The sequence below is a fragment of the Ruegeria sp. S84 genome (assembly GCF_056583445.1).
Genome location: NZ_CM152618.1, coordinates 118,592 through 140,073 on the forward strand (window position 1 = coordinate 118,592; position 21,482 = coordinate 140,073).

Consider the following 21,482-nt stretch of genomic DNA (forward strand, 5'->3'; position numbering starts at 1 on the left):
TTCACATGCTCTTTGCCCATGGCTCACGCCCGACCATCCGGTCGGCCTCGGCGGTGATGTCGTTCATATGCTGCTCAAGGCTCAGACGAAGGGCCTCAATCTGCTCTTCGCTGGCCTTGCGTGGAACTGGATCGGTCCATTCGCGGCACAGAAACACGCCGTCGTTGCGCCAGGGGCGAGGCATCAGCAGACGATCCCAAGTTCCGGCTTCGCGCCCGTGCCGCGCGGAATAGGTGATGCCGAAAACTCGTTTACCTGATGTGCGAGCCCAGACCAGCGGTACGGTCGAGGATACCCGCTCGGGTCCGCGAGGGCCGTCGGCGGCAATGCCGATCGAGATACCCTGTTTCATCTTGCCCAGTACCTCGCGCGACAAAGCGACGTGGCGCTTGCGGCTGGACATTGCAATTGTATCCATCCCGAACAGCTTCTGCACTCGCCCCACCATGCTGCCCGCGCGCGCTGCCGAAGTGATCGAGCAAATGCGGCCCTTGTCCAGTGGGAAGAAATATGGGGATTGTGCCAGTCTCTGGTGCCACAGCACCACGATGACCGGTTCGCCCTGTTCGGCCAGTTGATCCAGTTCTTCGTAACCGATGCGCTGCCAGCGTGTGTTGCGATGCACCAACCGGATATAGCTTGCGATCCGTCGCGCGACCCAGTTCAGCACGGCTTCGCTGTCTGCGATTTTCTTGCGGATGCTCAAGGCTGCGGTCCTCCTGCTGGCCGAGCCTTGTCTTAAAGAACTGCGCGCCGGGCGCAACTTTTTTGTCAGCGGTAAAGTGTTCGGAAAACTCAAAAAGCCTCTTGAGTCCGCTGCGCCTCTGTCATATCTGATGGCCCAGCCTAGGGGTATAGCTCAGTTGGTAGAGCGACGGTCTCCAAAACCGTAGGTCGCGGGTTCGAACCCTGCTGCCCCTGCCATTTCCCACCGGACAAGCGAAATTCCTGCAACAGAGGCGTGAGCTTGGTGCATACGTGTGGCGCAATTCACTTGACGTGTGCGGCAATAAAGAAAAAGCTTGATCAAGGCTGAAGGAAAAGCCATCAGGACTGTCCAGCTAATGTGCTAAAGTCGTTCGGCTTTTGTGTCACAATATGCAAGCCTGACCGGGTAGGGGAACCCGGAGACGATCGGGGACAACGGGGATAATGACAGAGATCGACGCATTCCTTGAAGAACACGGGCTGTCGAAGTATGCGCCGGTATTCGCGTCGAACGAAGTTACATTGGCCGATCTCGCACATCTCTCCGAACATGATTTGATCGACCTTGGGCTGCCACTTGGACCAAGGCGCCGATTGATGGCCGCATTGGGGCAGGCGCGGGATGCCAATCCGACACCGGTGCAAGGCAGCGGGAAGATTGTCGCCGAGCGGAGGCAACTGACAGTTATGTTTGTTGATCTGGTTGGCTCGACTGCCATGTCCGAGCGGCTTGATCCCGAAGACTTGGGGGAGTTGCTTCGGCGGTTCAAGGAAATTTGCTCGACCTCGGTTGCTCGCTTTGGTGGACATATCGCCGATTTCATGGGTGACGGGGCGATGATCTATTTCGGGTATCCTCACGCGGTGGAAGATGCGGCCTCGCGCGCCGTTCATGCGGGTCTGGATATTCTTGAAGGATTGAATCGCATGGAAGGCCAGGAACGTCTGACTGCGCGGGTCGGTGTTTCGACCGGTCTTGTCGTTGTGGGCGAGATCCATGGCGAAGGGTTGAAGGAACATGACGTGGTCATGGGGCGTACACCCAATCTGGCAGCACGTTTGCAGAGTTTGGCCGAGCCCAATACACTGATCATCAGCCCGTCCACTCGCAGATTGGTGGGCAATGCATTTGAACTGCAGGATCGCGGGTCTTTCGCACTGAAAGGGTTTTCGGAACCGATACAAGCCTGGAGCGTCACAGGGCAGGCGCGGATCGAGCGCAGATTTGACATAATGCCTGATGCCGGTTCTGGTCGGCTCATTGGGCGCCAGGCAGAGTTCCGCAAGCTGACCGACAAATGGAATGAGGCAAGTCAGGGCGCTGGACAATCGGTTCTTGTCACTGGCGAGGCAGGGATCGGCAAATCACGCCTGATTGAGGGGCTTAGCCAAGAAGTGCTGGATCAAGGCGCGCTTCGCCTGAACTTCCAGTGTTCGCCCTTTCATGCCAACTCGGCACTTTATCCGATCATTCAGCATCTGGAACGCGCCGCAGGATTTGCGCCGACAGACAACGATGAGGATAAACTGGGAAAACTCTCGTACCTCTTGCGCCATCACCCGCCTGAGCATGTGCGCCTGATCGCTGATTTGTTGAGCGTTGATGCTGATGCTACGCTGGGGCCTCTCGACCTGCCGCCGCAAGTGAAGCTTGAGAAGACGTTGGAGGCAGTGACAGAACAGCTTGCAACGTTAGCGCGAGAACGACCGGTGTTGCTGTTGTTCGAAGATGCGCATTGGGTTGATCCGACCACCTTGTCTCTTACAGATCGGGTGATCGAACATATTCGGGACCTACCGGTGCTGATCGTCGTAACAGCACGTACCGGTTTCGATCCGGGTTGGGGTCACCACAACAATACCCTGCGTATACCTCTCAAGCGTTTGACCAATCGGGATGTGGCTGAGATCGTAGCTGAGGTGGCGGGGGGCACCCAGTACCACCCGAGGTTTGCGACCTTATTGCGGCCAAGACGGATGGCATTCCGCTTTATGTCCAGGAAGTGACCCGCGGCCTTTTAGAATCGGGGCAATTGCGCTTGAGCGACAAGGGGTATGTCGTACGCGGCCCCCTGCCATCGCTTTCAGTTCCCAGCACGTTGCAGGATTCGCTGATGGAGCGTTTGGACCGTTTGGGCAAGGCCAAAGAAGTGGCGCAAACCGGCGCCGTGTTCGGGCGGCAGTTCTCGATCGCGTTGCTGGCCTCTGTTTCGTTTCTGTCTCCGACGGTTCTGCAGGCCGGACTGGAACAGCTCTCATCGGCCGGGATCATTCTTCAAGCCCCGGATGCGGCAGAGGATGAGTTCATCTTCCGCCACGCATTGATTCGCGACATGGCTTATGACAGCCTGCTGCGCACGGAACGGCAGTCGCTGCATGACCGTGCGGCGGGTGCGTTGCTGGAGAAGCAGCCGCAACTGGCCCAGACTCAGCCCGAGGTTCTGGCACAGCACTACACGTTGGCCCAACGCGCGGATGAGGCCGTGATGCACTGGCAAAGCGCGGGGCGTCGAGCGATCGAACGCTCGGCCCAGGCCGAGGCGTTGACCCATCTGTCGAAAGCTCTGGATCAGCTTGCCGATCTGCCAAAGAGCCGTGCACGGGATTTGCAAGAGATCGACATCCAGATTCTACGTGCCGGTGTCCTGCGCTCAACAAGCGGTATTTCAGGGGATGCGACGGGTGAGGCCTATGGGCGTCTGCGCGAACTATGTCACCGAGCTGACGAGACCGAGCGGCTGTTTCCTGTGCTCAACGGGCTATATGCATTCCATCTTGTGCGTGCTGAATATCAATTGGCGAAAGGCGTGGCTGCGCAGATCCTCGATCTGGCGGCGACAAGCGGCAAGACCGAACACCGCATGGTCGGTCATCGCGCCATGGGGGCGGTGCAATTGCATCTGGGCAACCTGTCAGATGCAAAGCGCCATCTTGAGCAAGCTTGGGCGCTTTATGATTTTGATCAGCACAGCCAGCTAGCCTATGTCTATGGAACGGATCATGCCGCGATTACATCAGCATTTCTGGGCACATGTTATTGCCTGATGGGTCGGCATCAAGATGCCCTGCAGGTGCAGAATACAGCGCTGGAATGGTCCAAGAACCTCAAGCATGCGCATAGTGTGGCGCAGATCTTGGTTTACATGTGCAAGGTTCACCTGCTGGCGCGCGACATCCCTGCATTGCAAAGGGATGTTAAGGCGCTGTCCGAAGTCGCCGAGGAGCATTCGCTACCCTTTATGGCGACCATTGCGCGGCTATGGGAAAGCTGGGCAAAGGCGACCACGACCTCTGAAGTCGAACATATCGAGGACCTGCGTCAGGCGTCGGAAGACTGGTGGTCGGTTGGGGCCGGAAATTACAAGACTTTCTTCCCTTCGCTGATTGCCGAGATTCAGACAAACGCCGGCCATCACGACGCTGCGCATCAGACTCTGACGCACGCCAGAGATGTTCTGAGCGAAACCGAAGAGAAATGGGCCGAGGCCGATCAACTGCGTATTGAGGCCGCCCTTGTAGCCAAGACCGGGGGCGATCCAGTACCGCTGCTATTGCGCGCTATCGAAACTGCGCAAAGGCAAGGCGCGCGGCTTTACGAGCTTCGTGCGGCGGTCGCGTTGGCGGAGTGGCGGCAACACCGAGGCGAACCGGTTGGTGAGGCGTTGAATTCGGTCATGTCGCATTTCCATCAAGATGCCCAACTGCCGGACCTCAAAGACGCACGAGCGTTGATGGAAACGATTACTTGACCCGAAGGCCAACTTGCTGCCAGCTTGGGCGCGGGCAGAGTTGGGATGATACCTGAATTTCGACTTTTAAGCGCTGGGTCACCAGTCCGGCGCCCCGCTCTTGTGGTATGAGGAGACCTAATGCGTAAGATCAGCAAAACACTTCTGGCCAAGGATGTCGTGGCGCAAAGCCGTACCGATCTGGCGCTGCAGCAGTACCATTCGATCACGCCCGATCAGATACGTGAATTTGAGAAGAAACTGATCGGAACGGTCACTCTGCCGACCGACGCGGATTACAACAATGACCGGCAGGTTTGGAATCCGGCTTTCCAGGACTACCCAGAGATCATCGTCTATTGCGAGACCATCCAGGATGTACGCGCCAGCCTTGCTTTCGCGCGCGAGCATGACCTGTGGGTTGTTGCGCGGTCAGGGCGTCACAGCACGGCGGGGTATTCGGTCAATAACCAGATGGTGCTGGATACCAGCCGAATGCGTTACGTGACCGTCGATCCAAAGGTGCCGATGGCCTATGTCGGTCCGGGCACACCGTTCAAGATGCTGAATTCGGAGTTGAACTCTTATCACCTGCACGTGCCGGGCGGGGCCTGTCAGGATGTCTGCGTGGCGGGTTTCATGATGGGCGGCGGCTATGGCTTTACCTCGCGCCGGCTTGGGATGGCCTGCGACAACGTTCTGGGCGTCACGGTCATGCTGTGGGACGGCAGTATCGTGATCGCGGACAAAGATACGAACTCCGACCTCTTCTGGGCCATACGAGGCGGGACCGGCAACAACTTTGGTGTGTTGCTGGAAATCCGCTACCAGCTGCACCAGCTATATGAAGTCTGGGGTTGCCACATCACATGGCCGCTGGACAAAGCCGCCAAGGCACTGGAGTACCTGCAGGCCAACTACATGCGCACCTGCGAAGATGACCGTTTCGGGGCCTATATCTTTCTGGCCTATCAGGGAGATCGAAAAGTGCTGCTGGTGTCGGCGCTCTATGATGGCACGTCCGAAGAGGGGAAAGCGTTTGTTCAGCCCCTGCTGAGCGATGAAATCGGCGGCGAGATGGGGGAGGACGACCAGAACTATGGCACCTATCAAGAAATCAACTCATGGCTGTATGACGACAAATATGACATCCCCGTCGTCCCCGATCAGGCGCGTGAAGATAAGCAGGCCGGATATATTGAACGCCAGCTCAACGAAGCCGAATGGCAGCGCGTCGTAGACTACCTCGACAGCACGCCCAACGCTTATGGCGCTGTGGCCATCGAACCCTATGGGGGGGCGATCAATCGGATGCCGTTGGGCAAACAAGGCAATGCCTTCATTCACCGTGATGTGTCGCTGAACTTCTACGTCGATGTGTTCTGGGTGTCGGAAGAAGAAAAAGAGATCGTGGTGCCGTGGCTCGACGGATTCATGGAACTGATGACCGAAGAAGGCTATTTCATTGACCGCGTCTATCAGAACTATCCGCGGCGGACTCAGAAGAACTATCGCTGGCAATATTGGGGCGAGTATTTCAACTCTTTGCTGTTCGTGAAGCAGAAATTCGACCCGCATAATTTCTTCCATTATCAGCAGAGCATTTCGCCTGTGCCGGATGACGCTCCGCCAGACATCATCCGAGATACGTCCAAGTCGATATTCGACGACCCAACGATCACATACGAGAGCTATTCGAACCCCTGAAAGCGGGGGCTGCCAAGGCCAAACGGGGGAGGGCCCAGTATGGACACGATCCAAGAGATTTTCTTTCTGCCACCCATGGCGGTTGCCCGTCTTGGACCGGGTGAGACACCGCTGGAAAGCTATGAGTGGCAGCAGGACATGGATGCCCATGGCAACAACAAAACGGTCATCCGGTCGAACATAACCTTTCGCGAGATTGAAGATGGCAGTGTCACTGCCTATCTTCCCGATCCCGACACAATCCGCTTTCGCGACGAAGGCGGCGCGTTGCGCCCGGTTGCCCCGTTCTTTGAGCTGTGGGCGCGGATGCATGATGCCGAGACGGGCGAGGAATATGAGACACCGGTGACGCTCGATCTGCTCGACGATCAGGGCCTGTCGCTGCAAAACGTGCGCTATTCGGTCACCGTCGGGAACACCAAGGCCGAGCGCCGGACTGGCGACGCGGCTTGCGGGTTTCGTGCACGGGTCGAGATTGCGGGTCAGGATTTCACCCCGAAACCCCTGCTGGCCTTCAGCCCGTATACGTCCGAACAACAGCCGATGGTCTATGAGCATAACCCGATCCCGCTAGGCTCAATCCGTGTGATGCATCCTGTGCAGGGTCATGATGAACCGGTCGAAGGGGAGTTCATCGACCGCAGCATCCTGCGCCTGCGCTTTATGCCTCCGAAAGGTGAGGTTTATGGCCCGCCTGATGCTGCATACGGTCCGGCGACGCTGGCCGTACCGGGCTATCAGAACGACCCGCCGAAATCGGAATATGGTCGCATCCACGAAATCGTGCCCGAACAGAACCGCATCCTGAACCCCGACACCCCTTGGTCGAAATGGATCATGATGTCCGGCACCTCGGACGACCCTGAGCCGCACGATAGTTACGACGGTGCCCGTGTGGGCAATGACCAATCCTGGGGAGTGGCCGATGACACCAGCGATGGCGTGATCGAGGCGACGCTGGCTGTACGTGGCGAACGCCTGACCGCGCGCGCCACGATCATGACCGGACCACCCGATTTTGCACCTGATGCGCGGCCGTTCTACAGCCTTGAGGATGATCTGGCCGATCGTGATCTGTCGCTAATCTCGGTAACTGAAGAAAACTACACGCAAGCTAAGGATGAGGTGGTTGATATTTTCCGCCGCGCCTTCGAGACTAACAGCCTGATCAACCTCGACGATATCCGCGCGCAAGGTTTGAAGGACAATGCCAAATTACAGGCGAAAACCGGGATTTCCCCGACGCCGGGCCTGCCGTCAACCGATGCGAAATCCATGACGGAGGAGGATGCAAGGCCGCCGGACAAGATCGACGAACTGATCCGCCCGCAACCGATCTCGGTCTTTTCGAACTCCGTGCCGAATGATCGGCTGCCCTATACAGTGGCGACGAAGTTCGTGCATGAGCAGTTGATTGACGAGGCCAACCTGCTGGATTTCCTGCGCCGTCGCCCGGATTTCGTTAAAACGCTGCTGCGTCCACCATATGGTATCCTGACCGAGCTTGAGACAAACCCAAACCCTGATCAAAATCCGAACCCGGATTTTCGCGATCCTCGGATTATCCGCGACTCGATGCACGACGCGCGGATGCCGCCTTATATGCGCGATTCCAACTATTACCCGCTGTCGCTGTCGCGCAGGCAGTACCATCTGGTGATCTCGTTCATCGACTATCTGGTTGCACAGGAAACGGAGGCTCAGAATGTCTGATCAGCCCGGCCAAATCCGCGTTAAACCCCGCAACCTGACCGCCCGCGCGGCCTATAAGGTACCGGGCAACCCCGACAACACGCGACTGGACGGATCGGTGGGGAATTGCTTTCCCGGTCTGGAAATGGATGTACGCAACCTGGACCGCCGCTTTTTCCCCGGTCTGGTGTTCAACGCCGCGCGGGTGCCGCTGAACCCCGTGCCCGAGGCGCCGAAGAATTCACAGGGCTTCCATCTGGTTTTTGTGGACTATTTCTATGATCCGATGCTGCCTGACAACAGCCCCGAGGAGTGGGTGCAGACGCTGTTGGAGGCCTACAGCGGTGACATCGGCGCAAAGCTCAGCCAAGGTCGCTGGTTCCTGTCATGGGTCGAGCAGAGCGGTAAGCGCATCACTTTCAAGGAGGAAGACGGCACACCCTATGACGGGCTGATGATTTGGCGGTTCATCCGCAGTCTGGAACATGGTGATGACAAACCGGTCAGCATTGCTCTGGAACGGCGCAATCATGAGGGCATCGTGGATACCGAGCAGGTCGTCCTGCACGGATTCCGCCGCCAGTACCGGACCGAGGCGGGGGTCTTCAGCGAAGCCTATGATCCCGGAGAATTGACGCAAAGCCTGTGCAATCCGTGGTCCCATGACTTCCGCGACTGCGGCTGCCACTACTGGCCTTCGAACCACCCCGACGTAGTGATGGCTGAGGTGGCGCATGACGATCAGTTACCCTCGGGTCAGTCAAAGAACCCGATCGAGGCCGAGACCTATCTGGATTGGCTGCGCTCGGACAAGTCTCCGTCCGGTAACGTCGCGGCGCTGAATACGGTCGAACAAAACCGCCCCTACCAGATTGACCATTATCAGGTAAATCAGATGTGGAGCGAATTGCCTATCGTCGTTGAAGGCCGCGAAACGGGCGAGGTTTATGAAGTTGATCCCGAAATGCCAGGCGTGGAGCCCTATGACACGCCGCAGGCGATGATCGAGGACCTCAAGACGCGTCTGGCCGCGATGGAGATGACGCTGAGCCTGCAATATCTTTATGCCTATTTCTCGCTGGCGGATCCCGAAACGGCGGATACCCGAAAATGGCCGACGCTGAAAGACGATCTGATATTTGCCCGGCGTTCGGTGCTGGAGGTCGCGATTGGCGAGATGACTCATATGCGCTGGGCGAACCAGTTGCTGTGGGAGCTTGAGCCCGAGGGGTATGAACCCATCTTGACCCCGTCCGAAACCTTGCCGGCGGGCAAGGGTAAGACGCAGCCGCGCGCACTGAGGCCACTAACGGCCGAAGCGCTTGCGGATTTCATCGAGATCGAGCGCCCCGGAGGCTTTATTGACCGCGCTTATGCACAATGTGTGGCGACTTTGGAGCAGGAGGATTTGTTCCCGGAACGCCGCCTTTATGCGCTGGCGGTACGGATCGACACCGACGGGGACGAGCACTTCCTGCGCTTCAGTCAAATGAAGGACGTTTTGGCCAAATACGATACGGGAGAAGGCACGCCTGCCTATTTGCGTCAGATTGAGGTTGGCACTGAAGAGGAGGCCAGGACGGCGCTGGAACTCTACGCTAAGGTCAAGGATGGGTTAGCCAACGCCTATGCGCTTGAAGCGGATGGTAAATTTGAAGACTCCCAGGCCTACATCCAGCAGGTGCGCGATGACATGAAGCTGTTCCGCGTCGAGGGCGAAGCGCTGGCCGCCAAGGGGATTGGCATCCCGTTCTGGACGGAGGGTAAGGCGTGATCCCACCCGCCGCGCTGGTGCATTTCTTTGACACAGGGCATGGAGATCACATGCTGGCCGTTGATGGATCGCGCGTGTTTGATGTGCCTGAGGGGACGGCGGACCAATTCGCAACGATGGACAAGAGAAGTCAAAGCGCTTTCCTCAGGTCCATGGGATTGGATGGAACACCTTTCATCGATGACACGCCGCCTCAGAGTATGCCCGTGAGGTCGCTGTCGCTGGCAGTGGCGCAGAAATGCAATCTGGCTTGCACTTATTGCTATGCTGCAGGGGGAGAATTTGGTGGACCCGCGCGGAATATGGAATGGGAAGTCGCCAAGGCTTCGGTTGATCGGCTGGTGGCCGAAGCCGAACCCGGTGTGCGGATCAACCTTGCTTATTTGGGTGGAGAACCTCTGATCAACCGTGATCTGGTGCAACGCACTACGGAATATGCCGTCGATCAGGCGCATGCCAACGGGTTGAGCGTCGGGTTTTCGATCACATCCAACGGGACCCTGCTACGCCCCGAGGATGCGGCGTTTTTCGAAACGCATGGATTTGCTGTCACCATCAGTCTGGATGGCGTGGGCGAGGTCCATGACAAGCTGCGCCCAAATCGTGGCGGTCGGGGTAGTTTTGATACGATCCTGAAACGGGTCGAGCCTTTGCTGGCAGCTCAACACCGTATGCAGGTTGGTGCCCGGGTAACGGTTACGCCGCAGAATATGAACCTGCCAGAGACGCTGGATCGGTTTGTGGGAATGGGATTTCATTCGATTGGATTCTCGCCCATGCTGGCCTCGCCCAACGGTCAGCATGAACTGAACCGGAGTGATTTGGACGAGATGCTATCGCAGATGATCCGTTGCGGCGAAGTTTTCGAGGCGGCGGTAATCGAAGGGCGGCGCTACCCATTCTCGAACATGGCAGCGGCGATGCAGGAGATCCACCGAGGCACCCATCGGCCCTATGCCTGCGGGGCAGGGGGCGGGTATTTTGGCGTGTCCGCTGATGGCGGCCTGTTCGCTTGCCATCGCTTTGTTGAAGACGAAGCCGGAGCCATGGGCAACGTCTATGATGGCCCCGACCTACGGCGCGAGAACTGGTTGGCGGATCGGCACGTGCACACGCAGTCCCCGTGCGGCACCTGCTGGGCGCGGTATCTATGCGGCGGCGGGTGTCATCACGAAGTCATCCATCGCGGACGCCCCGCTTGCGACTACATTCGAGGTTGGTTGCACTATTGCCTTCAAGCCTATGTCCGCTTGTCCGAAGCACGTCCGGATTATTTTGGCGTGTCCGCTAAGGTGGCCTCTGCCTGAACGGATGGAGATTGAGACCGAAATCTGCGTGATCGGAGGCGGCCCGGCAGGTAGTTCTGCTGCGCTGAGGTTGGCTCAGCTAGGTCGGCGTGTCTGCCTGATCGAGCGGCAAACGTTCCCGCGCCAACATGTCGGCGAGTCATTGCCGCCATCAATCTGGGCGATCCTGAAACTGTTGGGGGTCGACGAAACCGTTTCCCAAACCGGTTTTCTGCGTGCAAGCGGATCGCTTTTGCATTGGGCCGGAGCGTTCGAACGTCGCGGCGTCGACGGTGATCACCCCGGACTTTTGGTTGACCGGGGCCAGTTTGATGCGGTGCTGTTACGTGCAGCACAAGCGGCAGGGGCGCAGGTCGTCCAACCTGCGCGCGCATACCGCCCGGTGCGCCAGCAGTCTGGTTGGGAGATTCCCGTTCGGACCGACACGGGCGCCTTTCGGATCCAGGCACAAATCCTGCTGGACGCAGCGGGACGGCAAGCCGGGCTGGGCCGCAGGTTTCTCCCTGCATCCCAACCTTTGTTGGCGCTTTATGCTTATTGGCACGTGCCGCCGGGCTTTGGCCCGCAAGCCCGGGTCGAGGCGGGACAAGGACATTGGTATTGGGGCGCGTTGTTACCGGGAGGAGTGGTCAACGCAATGGTTTTTGTCGATCCCGACGCCTGCATCGGGCTGCCACCCGCAGATCGACGCGATCTCTATCTGAATCTTCTGGCCCGTTCGACACTACTAGCGCCCTGTCTGGAACAGCGCCGTATCGGGCCTGTGCGGCGGGCGGATGCGACCAGCCAGGCCGAGACAACACCACCAACGCGCGACCTTCTGCGGGTCGGAGAGGCCAGCTTCGCGGTAGACGCTTTGTCGTCGCAGGGGGTGCAATTGGCGATGGGGCAGGCGGTGCAGGCCGCAGCTGTGGTGAACACGCTTCTGACAACTCCCGATCATAGTGATCTGGCCTTGTCTTTTTATGCGGATCGGCAATTCGAGCGTGTGCAGACCCATGCAGCGCTCGCAGCCGATTTCTATGCACGGCAGCATGCTGTCGATCCTTCGCACTTCTGGGCTGAGCGCGCAAAGCCGTTGGATTGGGTAAAGTCTCCAGCGTTCGATCCAAACACGGAGGCGTTGCGTGATGATCAGCCCCTGATCCTGTCACCTCAGGCCAAGCTCATCACTTCCGGCGTGCAAACCGCTTCGCATATCGTACCCGGCCTTGTCATAGGGCACCCGAATCTCCCAAGGCCAGTTGCAAATCTGGAGGGCGCAATGCTGGGACCGTTGTTAGAGCGGCTGGGCGCCCCGACAACCACTTTGAACATCATCAAGAGCTGGTCAGAGGTTTTGGCCACACACACGGCGTCGCGCATTCTGCGCTGGCTTTGGTATCATCGCATCGTGATCCCCGCCGTTGATCAGGCGTAATCGAGGTTTCCTCGGCGCGTTGAATGGCCTAAAGTCCGCCGCAACGCCAATCGCCAAGAAACAAGAGGTCGCATGTCGCGTTTTGATGGGTATTTCCTGCGGCAATTGCTGGTGCTGTTTGGCTTTTTCACCCTTGTGCTTGTCGGGGTTTTTTGGATCACGCGTTCGGTCAGTCTTTTTGATCGGGTCATCAGCGGCGGCCAATCGGCGATGGTATTCCTGGAGTTCACGGCGTTGACCTTGCCGACGCTGATCCGGACGGTCATGCCCATGGCGGTGTTTGCGGCCGCTGTTTACGCCACCAACCGTTTGAGCCGCGAAAGCGAGATGACGGTGATGCTGGCAACAGGCTCCAGCCCGTGGCGACTGGCGCGAGCGGTCTTGGTGTTCGGGCTCAGTGCGGGACTGATGATGGCTGTCATCAGCGTCTTTTTGCGACCTGCATCGGTTGATCAACTGGAATTAAGACAGGATGAAGTTGCCGGAGATGTCACCGCACAGCTGTTGAATGAGGGCGAGTTCTTGCATCCAGCAGAAGGTGTAACCGTCTATATCGGCGATATCGATTTGGACGGAACGCTGCGCGAAGTCTTCGTCTCGGACCGTCGCGATGGGATTAACCCGGTCAGTTATTCCAGTGCTACGGCCTATCTGGTCAATCAGGCTTCGGGCATTCATCTGGTTATGCTGGATGGGATTGCGCTGCGGTATGATCAGGCTGGTAACACGCTGTCATCCACGTTGTTCGAAGACGCCTCTTACGACATTTCCGAACTGACCCAGAATTCGAGTATGGGCCATCGCAGCCTTGAAGCCATCCCGACGGTCGAGTTGATCTGGGATCGCGAAGCGGTCTCAGTGAAAGATGATCACAGCATCGGCCATCTGGTGGATGAGCTGCACCAGAGGTTCTCGTGGATTGCGATATGTATTGCGGTCGCATTGGTCGGATATTCGACCCTGATGCTGGGTAGCTTTTCGCGCTTTGGGCTTTGGCCTCAGATCCTGGGTGCCTTTACCATTCTGGTCCTGCTAGAGGGGGTTCGGGGATTCGTATCCCCGTTCGTCATCAATGATCCCAGACTTTGGGGCTTGCTGTATCTTCCCGCCGTTATGGGCGTGCTTGTGTCGGTTCTGTTTTTACTGGCCGCGGGGCGACCCTTGCTGCGAAAAAGGGTTCGAAACGGAGCACCAAAGCCGTCACCGGTCTGAAGTCAGCGGCGAAGTTCCTCCAGGCACTGCAGGATGTTTTCAACTTCTTGACTGTCCGAACGGACCACCAAATACAGCGGTAGCATTAAGTCGCGCGCATCTTTCTCGCGCAACAGCTCGCCCGAGTTCAGATGCTGAGTGATGACATAGTCCGGGAAATACCCATACCCGCCACGCTGTAGGAGATAGCGTAAAGCCATCAAGCAATTACCCAGAAAGATAGTTTGCCCTGTCGCGAGACGCGCTGTGGAACGGACATGATCCCGGTAGGTCTCGCCCAGTTCTATGTTGACAAATACCCGTTCAGCGTCGGTGTTCGCATCCTTCTTGCTTTGAACCAAAGACAGCCGTTCGGGCGCAAGTTCGTGGAATACCACGCGCCGGTCCGTAGGTTTTTCATGGGTCAGCGCGGCGTCAAGTACGTGGGTCGCAACGGCGTCGACCATATCCAAATCATGGTCGTAATTCAGGGTTAAAAGCAATTGTCCAAACCGTTGTTCAAAGCGAATAGCAAGGTCCACCAGTAACGGATCCCACACGCTCAACTGGGCACCCAGACGCAGTGCCAACCGATTTTGAATCTGTTCAGGCAGGTCGTTGGCGGCGAACGACCACAGCGACAGCATTTGTTCCGCATAGGGTTTGAATTGGCGACCGTACTCGGTCAATACCGTTCCGCCGGCCCCGCGCGAGAACAGTGGTTTGCCTGTTGCGTCTTCCAGGGCCCTGATCCGGGCGCTGACTGCGGTTTGGGTTACATTCAACTTACGGGCCGCTGAGTGAAACCCGCCGGTTTCTGCAACGCTTAAAAATGTTTCCAGAGATTTGGTTTGCATATTGAAAGTATTTTTTGATCGTATTGATAAAATCAATTCATTTTTTTGCCTACATATGCCGCTTTAAAGTGATTTGACGAACGTAGCCAAAGGATTCGCGCGATGCTGGACAAGAGCCACAAACCCACCTGGACCAGTTTTGAAGAGGCGAGCAAGGCCGACTGGGATGCGGTCATGGAGTATGAAGAGAGCTACAACGCTGCTTTGCCGGATCGCATACTGGACGCCATTCGTTCACTGGATGAAGAATGGACGCCGTATCCGGTGAATCGCTATCAGCACAGCCTGCAGGCCGCGACACGAGCGTATGAGGACGGCGCTGATGAAGAGTTGGTTGTGGCCGCCCTGATCCATGACACCGGCGATATCTTGTCGCCTTATAATCACGGGGAACTGTCCGCCGCGATGATGAAGCCTTATGTCAGTGAGAAGACACACTGGATTCTCAAGCACCACTGCGTGTTTCAGGGCTACTACTACAATCATCATCTAGGTGGTGATCGGAATGCTCGCGACAAATACCGCGACAGCCCGTATTGGGAGGACTGCCGCTATTTTTGTCATGAATATGATCAGAAGGCGTTCGACCCGGATTATCCGACCAAACCGCTGGAGTTCTTCGAACCCATGCTACGCCGCGTTCTGAACAAGGGCGAAGGGCACATGGAACTGAATGAGACCGCCGAGGGTTAACAGGCGGCCATCAGGCGATAGACGATCTGGGCGGCGGTAAAATCCCAGGCGGCATTGCCGTTCGGGGCCAGTTCGACGACGTCGAAACCCACACATTTTCGGCCCTTCAGGGCGTGTTCCACCAGGCGCAGGGCTTGATAATATCCCAGCCCGCCTGGGACGGGTGTTCCAGTGGCGGGCATGATTGCCGGGTCCAGCCCGTCAACGTCAAAGCTGACGTACACCAGATCGGGAAAATCCTTGGGCAAATCAACCGAGTGGATGTTGCCGGTAACCAGTTCTTCGGCGTCCACATGAAACACGTGGTTTCTCAGGCGGCTTTGGGCTTCTTCAGTCGAAAAGGCGCGAACGCCGAATTGCGCCAGACGGATACCTTCTTCGGCAAGAAGATGCATGACTGAGGCGTGAGAGTGTTTCTCGCCCTGATAAGCGTTGCGCAGATCAGCATGGGCGTCGATTTGCACGATACCAATCGGTTGGTTTAGAGCGCGGGCAACACCCAACACTGCGCCGTAGCTAAGTGAATGCTCTCCACCTAGCGTCACCGGGATTTTGCCGGCGCGAACGGCCGCTTCCGTGCGTTGGGCTAGGCGTTCCATTATCTCTGACAACGCTGCATCGCAGTCAACGGGTTCTTCGGTGAATATCCCCTCGACGCAGGGCTCGGCGTGGCCAGTGATACGTTCCAGTTCATTACTGGCTTCGATAATTGCGTCCGGGCCTTTGGCGGTGCCCGCCCCGTAAGATACAGTGCGTTCCAGCGGCACCGGGATCACACGGAACCGCGCGTCCTCGGTGCGCTCGCATGCGGACAGTTCACTGTCGAGGAAAATACTCATGAGAGGCGGCCTTTAAAGTCGTCATAGCCGAACTGTTTGATGATTTTCAGTTCGTCCGTTTCGCTGTTCCACAGCGCTATAGTCGGCAGCGGAACTCCGTTGAAGGTGTTGGTTTTGACCATCGAGTAGTGCGCCTGATCGAGGAAGGCAAAGCGTTGGCCGATTTCCAGTGGCTTGTCCCAAGTGTAGTCACCGATCACGTCGCCCGCCAGACAGGACGGGCCGCCAAGGCGATAGGTATGGCCTGCCTCGGCCTCATCCATGAGGGCGGGGCGATAGGGGGCTTCGATGACGTCCGGCATATGGCAGGTGGCCGAGATATCGGTGATCGCAAGGGTCATACCGTTGGTCGGCAAGTCGAGGATTTCGCCAACCAGAATGCCCGCATCCAGGGCCACCGCTTCACCGGGTTCCAGATAGACGTCGATACCGTGTGTCTCACGGATGGATTTGATGAAGGCGACCAGCCCGTCGCGGTCATAGTCATCACGGGTGATATGATGCCCGCCGCCGAAGTTCAGCCATTTGAGTTGGCCAAGGTACGGTTTGAGTTTTGGCTCAACCGCGTCCCAAGTCCGCTGCAACGGCTCGAACCCCTGTTCGCAGAGCGTGTGCATGTGCAGCCCGTCCACGCCACTCATAGTCTCGGCGGTCAATTGGCTGACCGGCGTGCCCAGACGCGAGCAGGGAGCGCAAGGGTCGTATTTGGGGATTTCGCCTTCGGAATGTTCCGGATTGATGCGCAGACCGACCTGTACGCCGGCGGCTTGGGCTTTTGCCAGAAAGCGGTCCTTTTGCGCGGGTGAGTTGAAGATGATGTGGTCCGATAGCGACAGGATTTCGTCCATGTCCGCGTCTTTATATCCGGCGCAGAAGGTTGCGACCTCGCCGCCATATTCCTCGCGCCCCAGCCGCGCCTCATAGATGCCGGACGCGCAGGTGCCGCCAAGGTGTCGGCGCACCAGTGGGGCCAGCGAGAACATGGAAAACGCCTTAAGCGCGCTCAGGACATGTGCGCCGGAACAGGTGCCGATCTCGGAGAGGATGGTCAGGTTGCGCTCTACGGCTTTCTCATCGACCACGAAGCAAGGGGTGGGCACGCGGTTGAAGTCGAAATTGCGGAAAGCACCGGCATCTCCGGCTTGGGTGGTCATCATGTCGGACAATTCGGGTGTCTCCGGATTGTGGAGAGGCCGGGGGCGCTGCCCCCGGACCCCCCGAGATATTTATAGCCAGATGAAGCTGATGCGGATCAGAAATCGACGGGGCCGTCGAGTTCGTGGACCTGCCACGGCAGGCCGTGGGTGTTCAGCATGTCCATGAAGTCGTCCGGGTCGAGCTGTTCCATGTTCCACACGCCCGGCTGGGTCCAGTTGCCTTTCAGCACCTGCGCCGCACCGATCATGGCGGGGACGCCGGTGGTATAGCTGACGGCTTGGCTGCCGACCTCGGCATAGCATTCCTCGTGATCGCAGATGTTGTAGATATAATAGGTCTTTTCGCCCGAGCCGTCCTTGGCCTGACCTGTGGCGATGTCACCGATGCAGGCTTTGCCCTTGGTCTCCGCGCCCAGATCGCCGGGATCGGGCAGCAGGGTTTTCAGGAACTGAATCGGGATGATCTCCTTGCCGTCATGCATCACCGGGTCGATGCGGGTCATGCCGACATTTTCCAGCACTTTGGCGTGAGTGATATAGGCGTCACCGAAGGTCATCCAGAAGCGGGCGCGCTCGATCTCGGGGAAGTGGGTGCTGAGCGACTCCAGTTCCTCGTGATACATCAGGTACATGTTCTTGGGGCCGATGGCGGGGAAGTCGAACTCGACCTTGTGGGTCATCGCCGGGCTGTGCTGCCATGCGCCGTTTTCCCAATGGCGCACCTCGGCCAGCACTTCGCGCAGGTTGATTTCCGGGTTGAAGTTGGTGGCGAATTCTTGATCGTTGCTGCCGCCATTCGCGTCCAGCACATCGATCTGACGGATCGTATCCAACTTGTGCTTCTTCAGCCATTTGGCGAAGACGCTGGTCACACCCGGATCGAAGCCCGAGCCGAGGATGGCAGTCAAACCAGCCTCTTTGAACCGTTCTTGATAGGCCCATTGCCAGTGGTATTCGAACTTAGCCTCGTCCTCGGGCTCATAGTTCGCGGTGTCGAGATAGTGGATGCCGGCCTCAAGACACGCGTCCATCAGAACCAGATCCTGATACGGCAGGGCCAGGTTTACGAGGATTTCTGCACCCGTTTCTTTGATCAGTTTGACTGTATCTTCAACCTTGTAGGCGTCCAACTCGGCAGTCGTGATGTCTACACCAACACGTTCTTTCACGGCTTTGGCGATGGCATCGCATTTTGACTTGGTTCGGCTGGCCAGCGTGATCTCGGTAAAGATGTCCGAATTCATCGCCATTTTGTGCACGGCTGCGTGGGACACGCCGCCCGCGCCGACAACCAGTGTTTTGCCCATGGGATAGTCTCCTCTCAAGGGGTTATTCGTAATAGGTGTAGCCGTTGATCGAGTCGCGATAGGCGCTCATCAGGGTTTTTCGGTCCTTGGCTTGCAGAGTACCGGTCGAAATCGCCTCGTCCACCATTTTGCGGAACGCGGCGACACAGTCTTGCGGGTCGAATTCCACATAAGACAAGACTTGAGAAATTGTGTCGCCCTCTTGTTCATGCAGCAAGTCGAAGCCACCGTCGGTGCGCAGGTCGATGGTGACTACATTGGTGTCGCCGAACAGATTGTGCAGGTCGCCAAGTGTTTCCTGATAGGCGCCAACGAAGAAGACGCCCATGAAATACTCGCCTTCTTCGGGCAGCGAATGCACTGGCAGGCTGGGGGACACGCCGTCGGCCAAAATGAATCGGTCGATCTTTCCGTCGCTATCGCAGGTGATGTCGGACAGGACCGCGCGGCGGTCTGGTGTTTCATTCAAGCTTTGCAGCGGCGCGATCGGGTGTAATTGGTCGATGGCCCAGACATCGGGGAGGGATTGGAACAGCGAGAAGTTGCAATGGTAGATGTCTGCGACCTTCTCAAGCTGGTCATCCACTTCCGTGTCCAGATCATCACTTGCCGCCAAGGCCTTGAGACGGGCCATAAGGGACAGGTAGATGCGCTCGGCCCGGGCCATCTGGCGCAGGTCGACATACCCGCGTCTGAAAAGCGCGCGCAATTCATTGCGATAGAAGGTTGCGTCGTTCCAGCATTCCTGCAGCCGATCCTTGCTGAGATAGCCGTGTACTGCGGCGAGGTCCGAAACCATGTGGTGGTCATTGGGCTCGGCCATTGGTCCGTCCGGTGCGTCGTAGAGTGTGCTTTCCAACACGTTGAAGACCAGCATGGACGACGTCGCAACCACCGCACGGCCGCTTTCGGTGATCAGTGTGGGGTGGTCGATTCCAGCCTCGTCCATGGCGTAGGCCACGGTTTCGACTACGTTGGCGCAATATTCCTCGACCGTGTAGTTGATCGAGTTTTCCGCGGCCTTTTTTTCGCCCGTGTAATCCACCCCCATGCCGCCGCCGAGATCCAGATAGCTGAGTGGTACACCTTCACGCGAGAGTTCGGTGTAATACCGGCATGCCTCGCCAACAGCGCGGCGCACATCGTTAACGTCCTGCACCTGTGAACCCAGATGCGAATGTTGCAGCTTGAGGCAGTGCAGCAATCCCGCCGCTTTCAGCTTGTCCACGGTGGCAACAAGCTGGTCGGTGTTCATTCCAAAGGCGGAACGGTCGCCGGAACTTTCTTCCCATTTGCCGCTGATCTGATTGGTCAATTTGACCCGAACGCCTATTAGGGGCTCGATCCCCAGTTGGTTATAGACCTCGATGACGGTATTGGCCTCTTTTGGACTTTCCAGCACGATGACGGTGTTGAACCCGATCTTGCGAGACAGGATCGCCAATTGGATGAATTCAGCATCCTTGACGCCATTGCAGACGATCAGCGCTTCGGGGGCCAGGCGATGGGCCAGGGCCACCACCAGTTCAGGTTTTGATCCTGCTTCAAGGCCATAATTGTATTTCTTGCCGAACTCGACGATCCGGTCGACCACCTGCGCCTGTTGGTTCACCTTGATCGGAAAAACACCGCGATAGTGGCCCTTATAGTTTACGCGCGCGATTGCCTCGGCAAAGCTCTCGTTCAGGTGCGCGATTTCATGCTCTAGATAAGACGCAACACGCAAGACCATCGGGGCTTTGATCCCCCGGTCGTCCAGATCGCTGAGGATGCCCGGCAGGCTGATTGCCTCGGCCTCGGGGGCCATCGGATTGCGCAGAGCTATCTCGCCCCTTTCTGTCACCTCAATGAGGCCATGGCCCCATTTCTCAACCCCGTAGATGGAATGCGGTGCGTCGGGCGTCTGTTTCAATCAGATCAGTCCTTAACTTGGGTGTGCTGGTTTAGCGCCTGCCAATACGGCAGCAGTTTGATTCGTCCAAGTGTAAACTGTGAGAGGGTTCGCCGCCGAATTCTAGCCGTATGTACGGATCGGGATCAGGTGGTTGTCCCACTGGCAATCCGACCGCGCGGTGATTTCGGCGCCGGTGGTCGTCAGAGTGCCAAATGCACCGGTTCCGGTGGTAAACGCCAACCCAGCCTTGCCGGCGCCTAAACCGCAAACATCTTCGAACACTAAAGCTTCGATGAATGCTCCGCAATTTACGTCGAAACGGTGCAATGCATCGCCTCGCGGACAGGTGATCGCAACCGATTGGCCATCGGTGGAAAAGGCAATGCTGCCAGCATACCCTTGCAACTCTCTTTGCTGCGTTTCGGGCGCTGACAAAAGGCGAGGCTTTTCGCCCCTTTGGTGAAGCCCCAGAAGGGCAGGGTACTTGGTCTGACTGCCTTGCCATTGCATTGCAAAACCCACTAGACCATCGTCACGCACCGCAAGATGGCGGATCGAGTTTTTGTGCAGCGCGCGGGGTAGCTCCACTTGCTCCAAAATCGAACCCGAAATGTCGAGATAGCTCAGGTTGGGCTGCATCGTTGGCAGATTTAGCTTGGTCCGACCGCTGTCGGGGTGTGTCTCGATGCCACCATTGGCGACGACCAGTATGTCGCCACCGGGCAGCAAGCGCATGTCGTGGGGGCCTATCCCACCTGACGAGAACTCTCCCAGCCGTGCGAAGCTGATCGCGTCCCAGACGCCAACCACACCTTCTGCGGCCTCATAGTCGTTTTCGGTTGTGAAAAACTGTGTTCCATCAGCCGAGAATGCACCATGCCCGTAGAAGTGGCGGCCATTGGGTGCCTCCAGCCGCTTTAGGACAGAACCATCTGTACAATCAATTACAATTGCAAAGGTCCCGGGGCGGCGGGCAAAGGCGACCGCTTGGGCTTTGAACGGATGGGCCGCGGCGGCGTGCCCGCGCGCGGGTAGCGGTATAGCGAACAAAACTGCGCCCGAGTTATCCAGGCCGGACAGGCGGTAGCTACCATCTGGGAATAAGGCAGCGGCCAGATAGCGGGGCGCGCCGACGGACGCCCAGCCCGGCACCGAAGCAAGACTGGCGGCACCAAGGCCTGCAAGAAATTCGCGGCGGTTCGTCAATG

General features: G+C 57.7%; 16 protein-coding genes and 1 tRNA gene. 10 read left to right on the plus strand and 7 right to left on the minus strand.

Annotated elements, in window-relative coordinates; all coding sequences use genetic code 11:
* Position 1: 1 nt before the first annotated feature.
* Positions 2-706: a DUF374 domain-containing protein gene (locus AC1DFB_RS00715; protein WP_170402235.1), complete on the minus strand. Its 705-nt coding sequence runs from the start codon at positions 704-706 to the stop codon at positions 2-4.
* Between the two features lie 142 nt (positions 707-848).
* Here AC1DFB_RS00715 and AC1DFB_RS00720 point away from each other — a divergent pair.
* From AC1DFB_RS00720 to lptF, 9 genes are all read left to right on the plus strand, one after another.
* Positions 849-924, plus strand: a tRNA-Trp gene (locus tag AC1DFB_RS00720).
* Between the two features lie 228 nt (positions 925-1,152).
* On the plus strand, positions 1,153-2,715 hold the full coding sequence (locus AC1DFB_RS00725; protein WP_480921898.1) for an AAA family ATPase: 1,563 nt from the start codon (positions 1,153-1,155) through the stop codon (positions 2,713-2,715).
* Positions 2,716-2,747: 32 nt separating this feature from the next.
* Positions 2,748-4,457 carry an ATP-binding protein gene (locus tag AC1DFB_RS00730; protein WP_480921899.1) on the plus strand — a complete coding sequence of 570 codons (1,710 nt, stop codon included), beginning with the start codon at positions 2,748-2,750 and terminating at the stop codon, positions 4,455-4,457.
* Between the two features lie 120 nt (positions 4,458-4,577).
* Positions 4,578-6,143 carry an FAD-binding oxidoreductase gene (locus tag AC1DFB_RS00735; RefSeq protein WP_480921900.1) on the plus strand — a complete coding sequence of 522 codons (1,566 nt, stop codon included), beginning with the start codon at positions 4,578-4,580 and terminating at the stop codon, positions 6,141-6,143.
* 39 nt (positions 6,144-6,182) lie between these two features.
* On the plus strand, positions 6,183-7,856 hold the full coding sequence (locus tag AC1DFB_RS00740; RefSeq protein ID WP_170512875.1) for a hypothetical protein: 1,674 nt from the start codon (positions 6,183-6,185) through the stop codon (positions 7,854-7,856).
* On the plus strand, positions 7,849-9,609 hold the full coding sequence (locus AC1DFB_RS00745) for a ferritin-like domain-containing protein (protein ID WP_480921901.1): 1,761 nt from the start codon (positions 7,849-7,851) through the stop codon (positions 9,607-9,609). The genes AC1DFB_RS00740 and AC1DFB_RS00745 overlap by 8 nt, the downstream gene beginning before the upstream one ends.
* Complete coding sequence (locus AC1DFB_RS00750; RefSeq protein WP_480921902.1) at positions 9,606-10,916, plus strand: radical SAM protein; 1,311 nt, start codon at positions 9,606-9,608, stop codon at positions 10,914-10,916. Before AC1DFB_RS00745 ends, AC1DFB_RS00750 begins: the two co-directional genes overlap by 4 nt.
* Positions 10,917-10,920: 4 nt before the next feature.
* Positions 10,921-12,336: a flavin-dependent monooxygenase QhpG gene (gene qhpG, locus AC1DFB_RS00755; protein WP_480921903.1), complete on the plus strand. Its 1,416-nt coding sequence runs from the start codon at positions 10,921-10,923 to the stop codon at positions 12,334-12,336.
* A 72-nt stretch (positions 12,337-12,408) separates the two neighbouring features.
* Positions 12,409-13,548, plus strand: coding sequence for an LPS export ABC transporter permease LptF (gene lptF / locus AC1DFB_RS00760; protein ID WP_170392575.1), 1,140 nt, complete (start codon positions 12,409-12,411; stop codon positions 13,546-13,548).
* Between the two features lie 2 nt (positions 13,549-13,550).
* Here the strand turns inward: lptF and AC1DFB_RS00765 are convergent, their stop codons facing one another.
* The gene (locus AC1DFB_RS00765) at positions 13,551-14,384 is read right to left on the minus strand and encodes a LysR family transcriptional regulator (protein ID WP_480921904.1); all 834 of its coding nucleotides are present in this window, start codon (positions 14,382-14,384) and stop codon (positions 13,551-13,553) included.
* A 102-nt stretch (positions 14,385-14,486) separates the two neighbouring features.
* Here AC1DFB_RS00765 and AC1DFB_RS00770 point away from each other — a divergent pair, with 102 nt between their 5' ends.
* Positions 14,487-15,077, plus strand: coding sequence for an HD domain-containing protein (locus AC1DFB_RS00770; protein WP_480921905.1), 591 nt, complete (start codon positions 14,487-14,489; stop codon positions 15,075-15,077).
* Here the strand turns inward: AC1DFB_RS00770 and speB are convergent.
* The 5 genes from speB to AC1DFB_RS00795 all read right to left on the minus strand — a co-directional run bounded on the left by speB (position 15,074) and on the right by AC1DFB_RS00795 (position 21,480).
* Entirely contained in the window at positions 15,074-15,916 is an 843-nt protein-coding gene (speB, locus tag AC1DFB_RS00775) for an agmatinase (RefSeq protein ID WP_480921906.1), read from the minus strand. The two genes, AC1DFB_RS00770 and speB, sit on opposite strands and share 4 nt — an antisense overlap.
* On the minus strand, positions 15,913-17,082 hold the full coding sequence (gene nspC, locus AC1DFB_RS00780; protein WP_223116915.1) for a carboxynorspermidine decarboxylase: 1,170 nt from the start codon (positions 17,080-17,082) through the stop codon (positions 15,913-15,915). Before nspC ends, speB begins: the two co-directional genes overlap by 4 nt.
* An 86-nt stretch (positions 17,083-17,168) precedes the next feature.
* Positions 17,169-18,380, minus strand: a complete 1,212-nt coding sequence (locus tag AC1DFB_RS00785) for a saccharopine dehydrogenase family protein (RefSeq protein ID WP_480921907.1) — start codon at positions 18,378-18,380, stop codon at positions 17,169-17,171.
* 22 nt (positions 18,381-18,402) lie between these two features.
* Positions 18,403-20,292, minus strand: coding sequence for a biosynthetic arginine decarboxylase (gene speA, locus AC1DFB_RS00790; protein ID WP_480921908.1), 1,890 nt, complete (start codon positions 20,290-20,292; stop codon positions 18,403-18,405).
* Positions 20,293-20,394: 102 nt separating this feature from the next.
* A complete protein-coding gene (locus tag AC1DFB_RS00795) occupies positions 20,395-21,480 on the minus strand; it encodes a DUF1513 domain-containing protein (RefSeq protein ID WP_480921909.1) in 1,086 nt (361 codons plus the stop codon).
* Positions 21,481-21,482 lie beyond the last annotated feature (2 nt).

Coding starts and splice junctions, on each gene's coding strand:
- lptF (WP_170392575.1), top strand. CDS start 12,409: ATGTCGCGTTTTGATGGGTATTTCCTGCGGCAATTGCTGGTGCTGTTT.
- AC1DFB_RS00765 (WP_480921904.1), bottom strand. CDS start 14,384: ATGCAAACCAAATCTCTGGAAACATTTTTAAGCGTTGCAGAAACCGGC.
- AC1DFB_RS00770 (WP_480921905.1), top strand. CDS start 14,487: ATGCTGGACAAGAGCCACAAACCCACCTGGACCAGTTTTGAAGAGGCG.
- AC1DFB_RS00745 (WP_480921901.1), top strand. CDS start 7,849: ATGTCTGATCAGCCCGGCCAAATCCGCGTTAAACCCCGCAACCTGACC.
- AC1DFB_RS00740 (WP_170512875.1), top strand. CDS start 6,183: ATGGACACGATCCAAGAGATTTTCTTTCTGCCACCCATGGCGGTTGCC.
- AC1DFB_RS00735 (WP_480921900.1), top strand. CDS start 4,578: ATGCGTAAGATCAGCAAAACACTTCTGGCCAAGGATGTCGTGGCGCAA.
- speB (WP_480921906.1), bottom strand. CDS start 15,916: ATGAGTATTTTCCTCGACAGTGAACTGTCCGCATGCGAGCGCACCGAG.
- AC1DFB_RS00785 (WP_480921907.1), bottom strand. CDS start 18,380: ATGGGCAAAACACTGGTTGTCGGCGCGGGCGGCGTGTCCCACGCAGCC.
- qhpG (WP_480921903.1), top strand. CDS start 10,921: ATGGAGATTGAGACCGAAATCTGCGTGATCGGAGGCGGCCCGGCAGGT.
- AC1DFB_RS00725 (WP_480921898.1), top strand. CDS start 1,153: ATGACAGAGATCGACGCATTCCTTGAAGAACACGGGCTGTCGAAGTAT.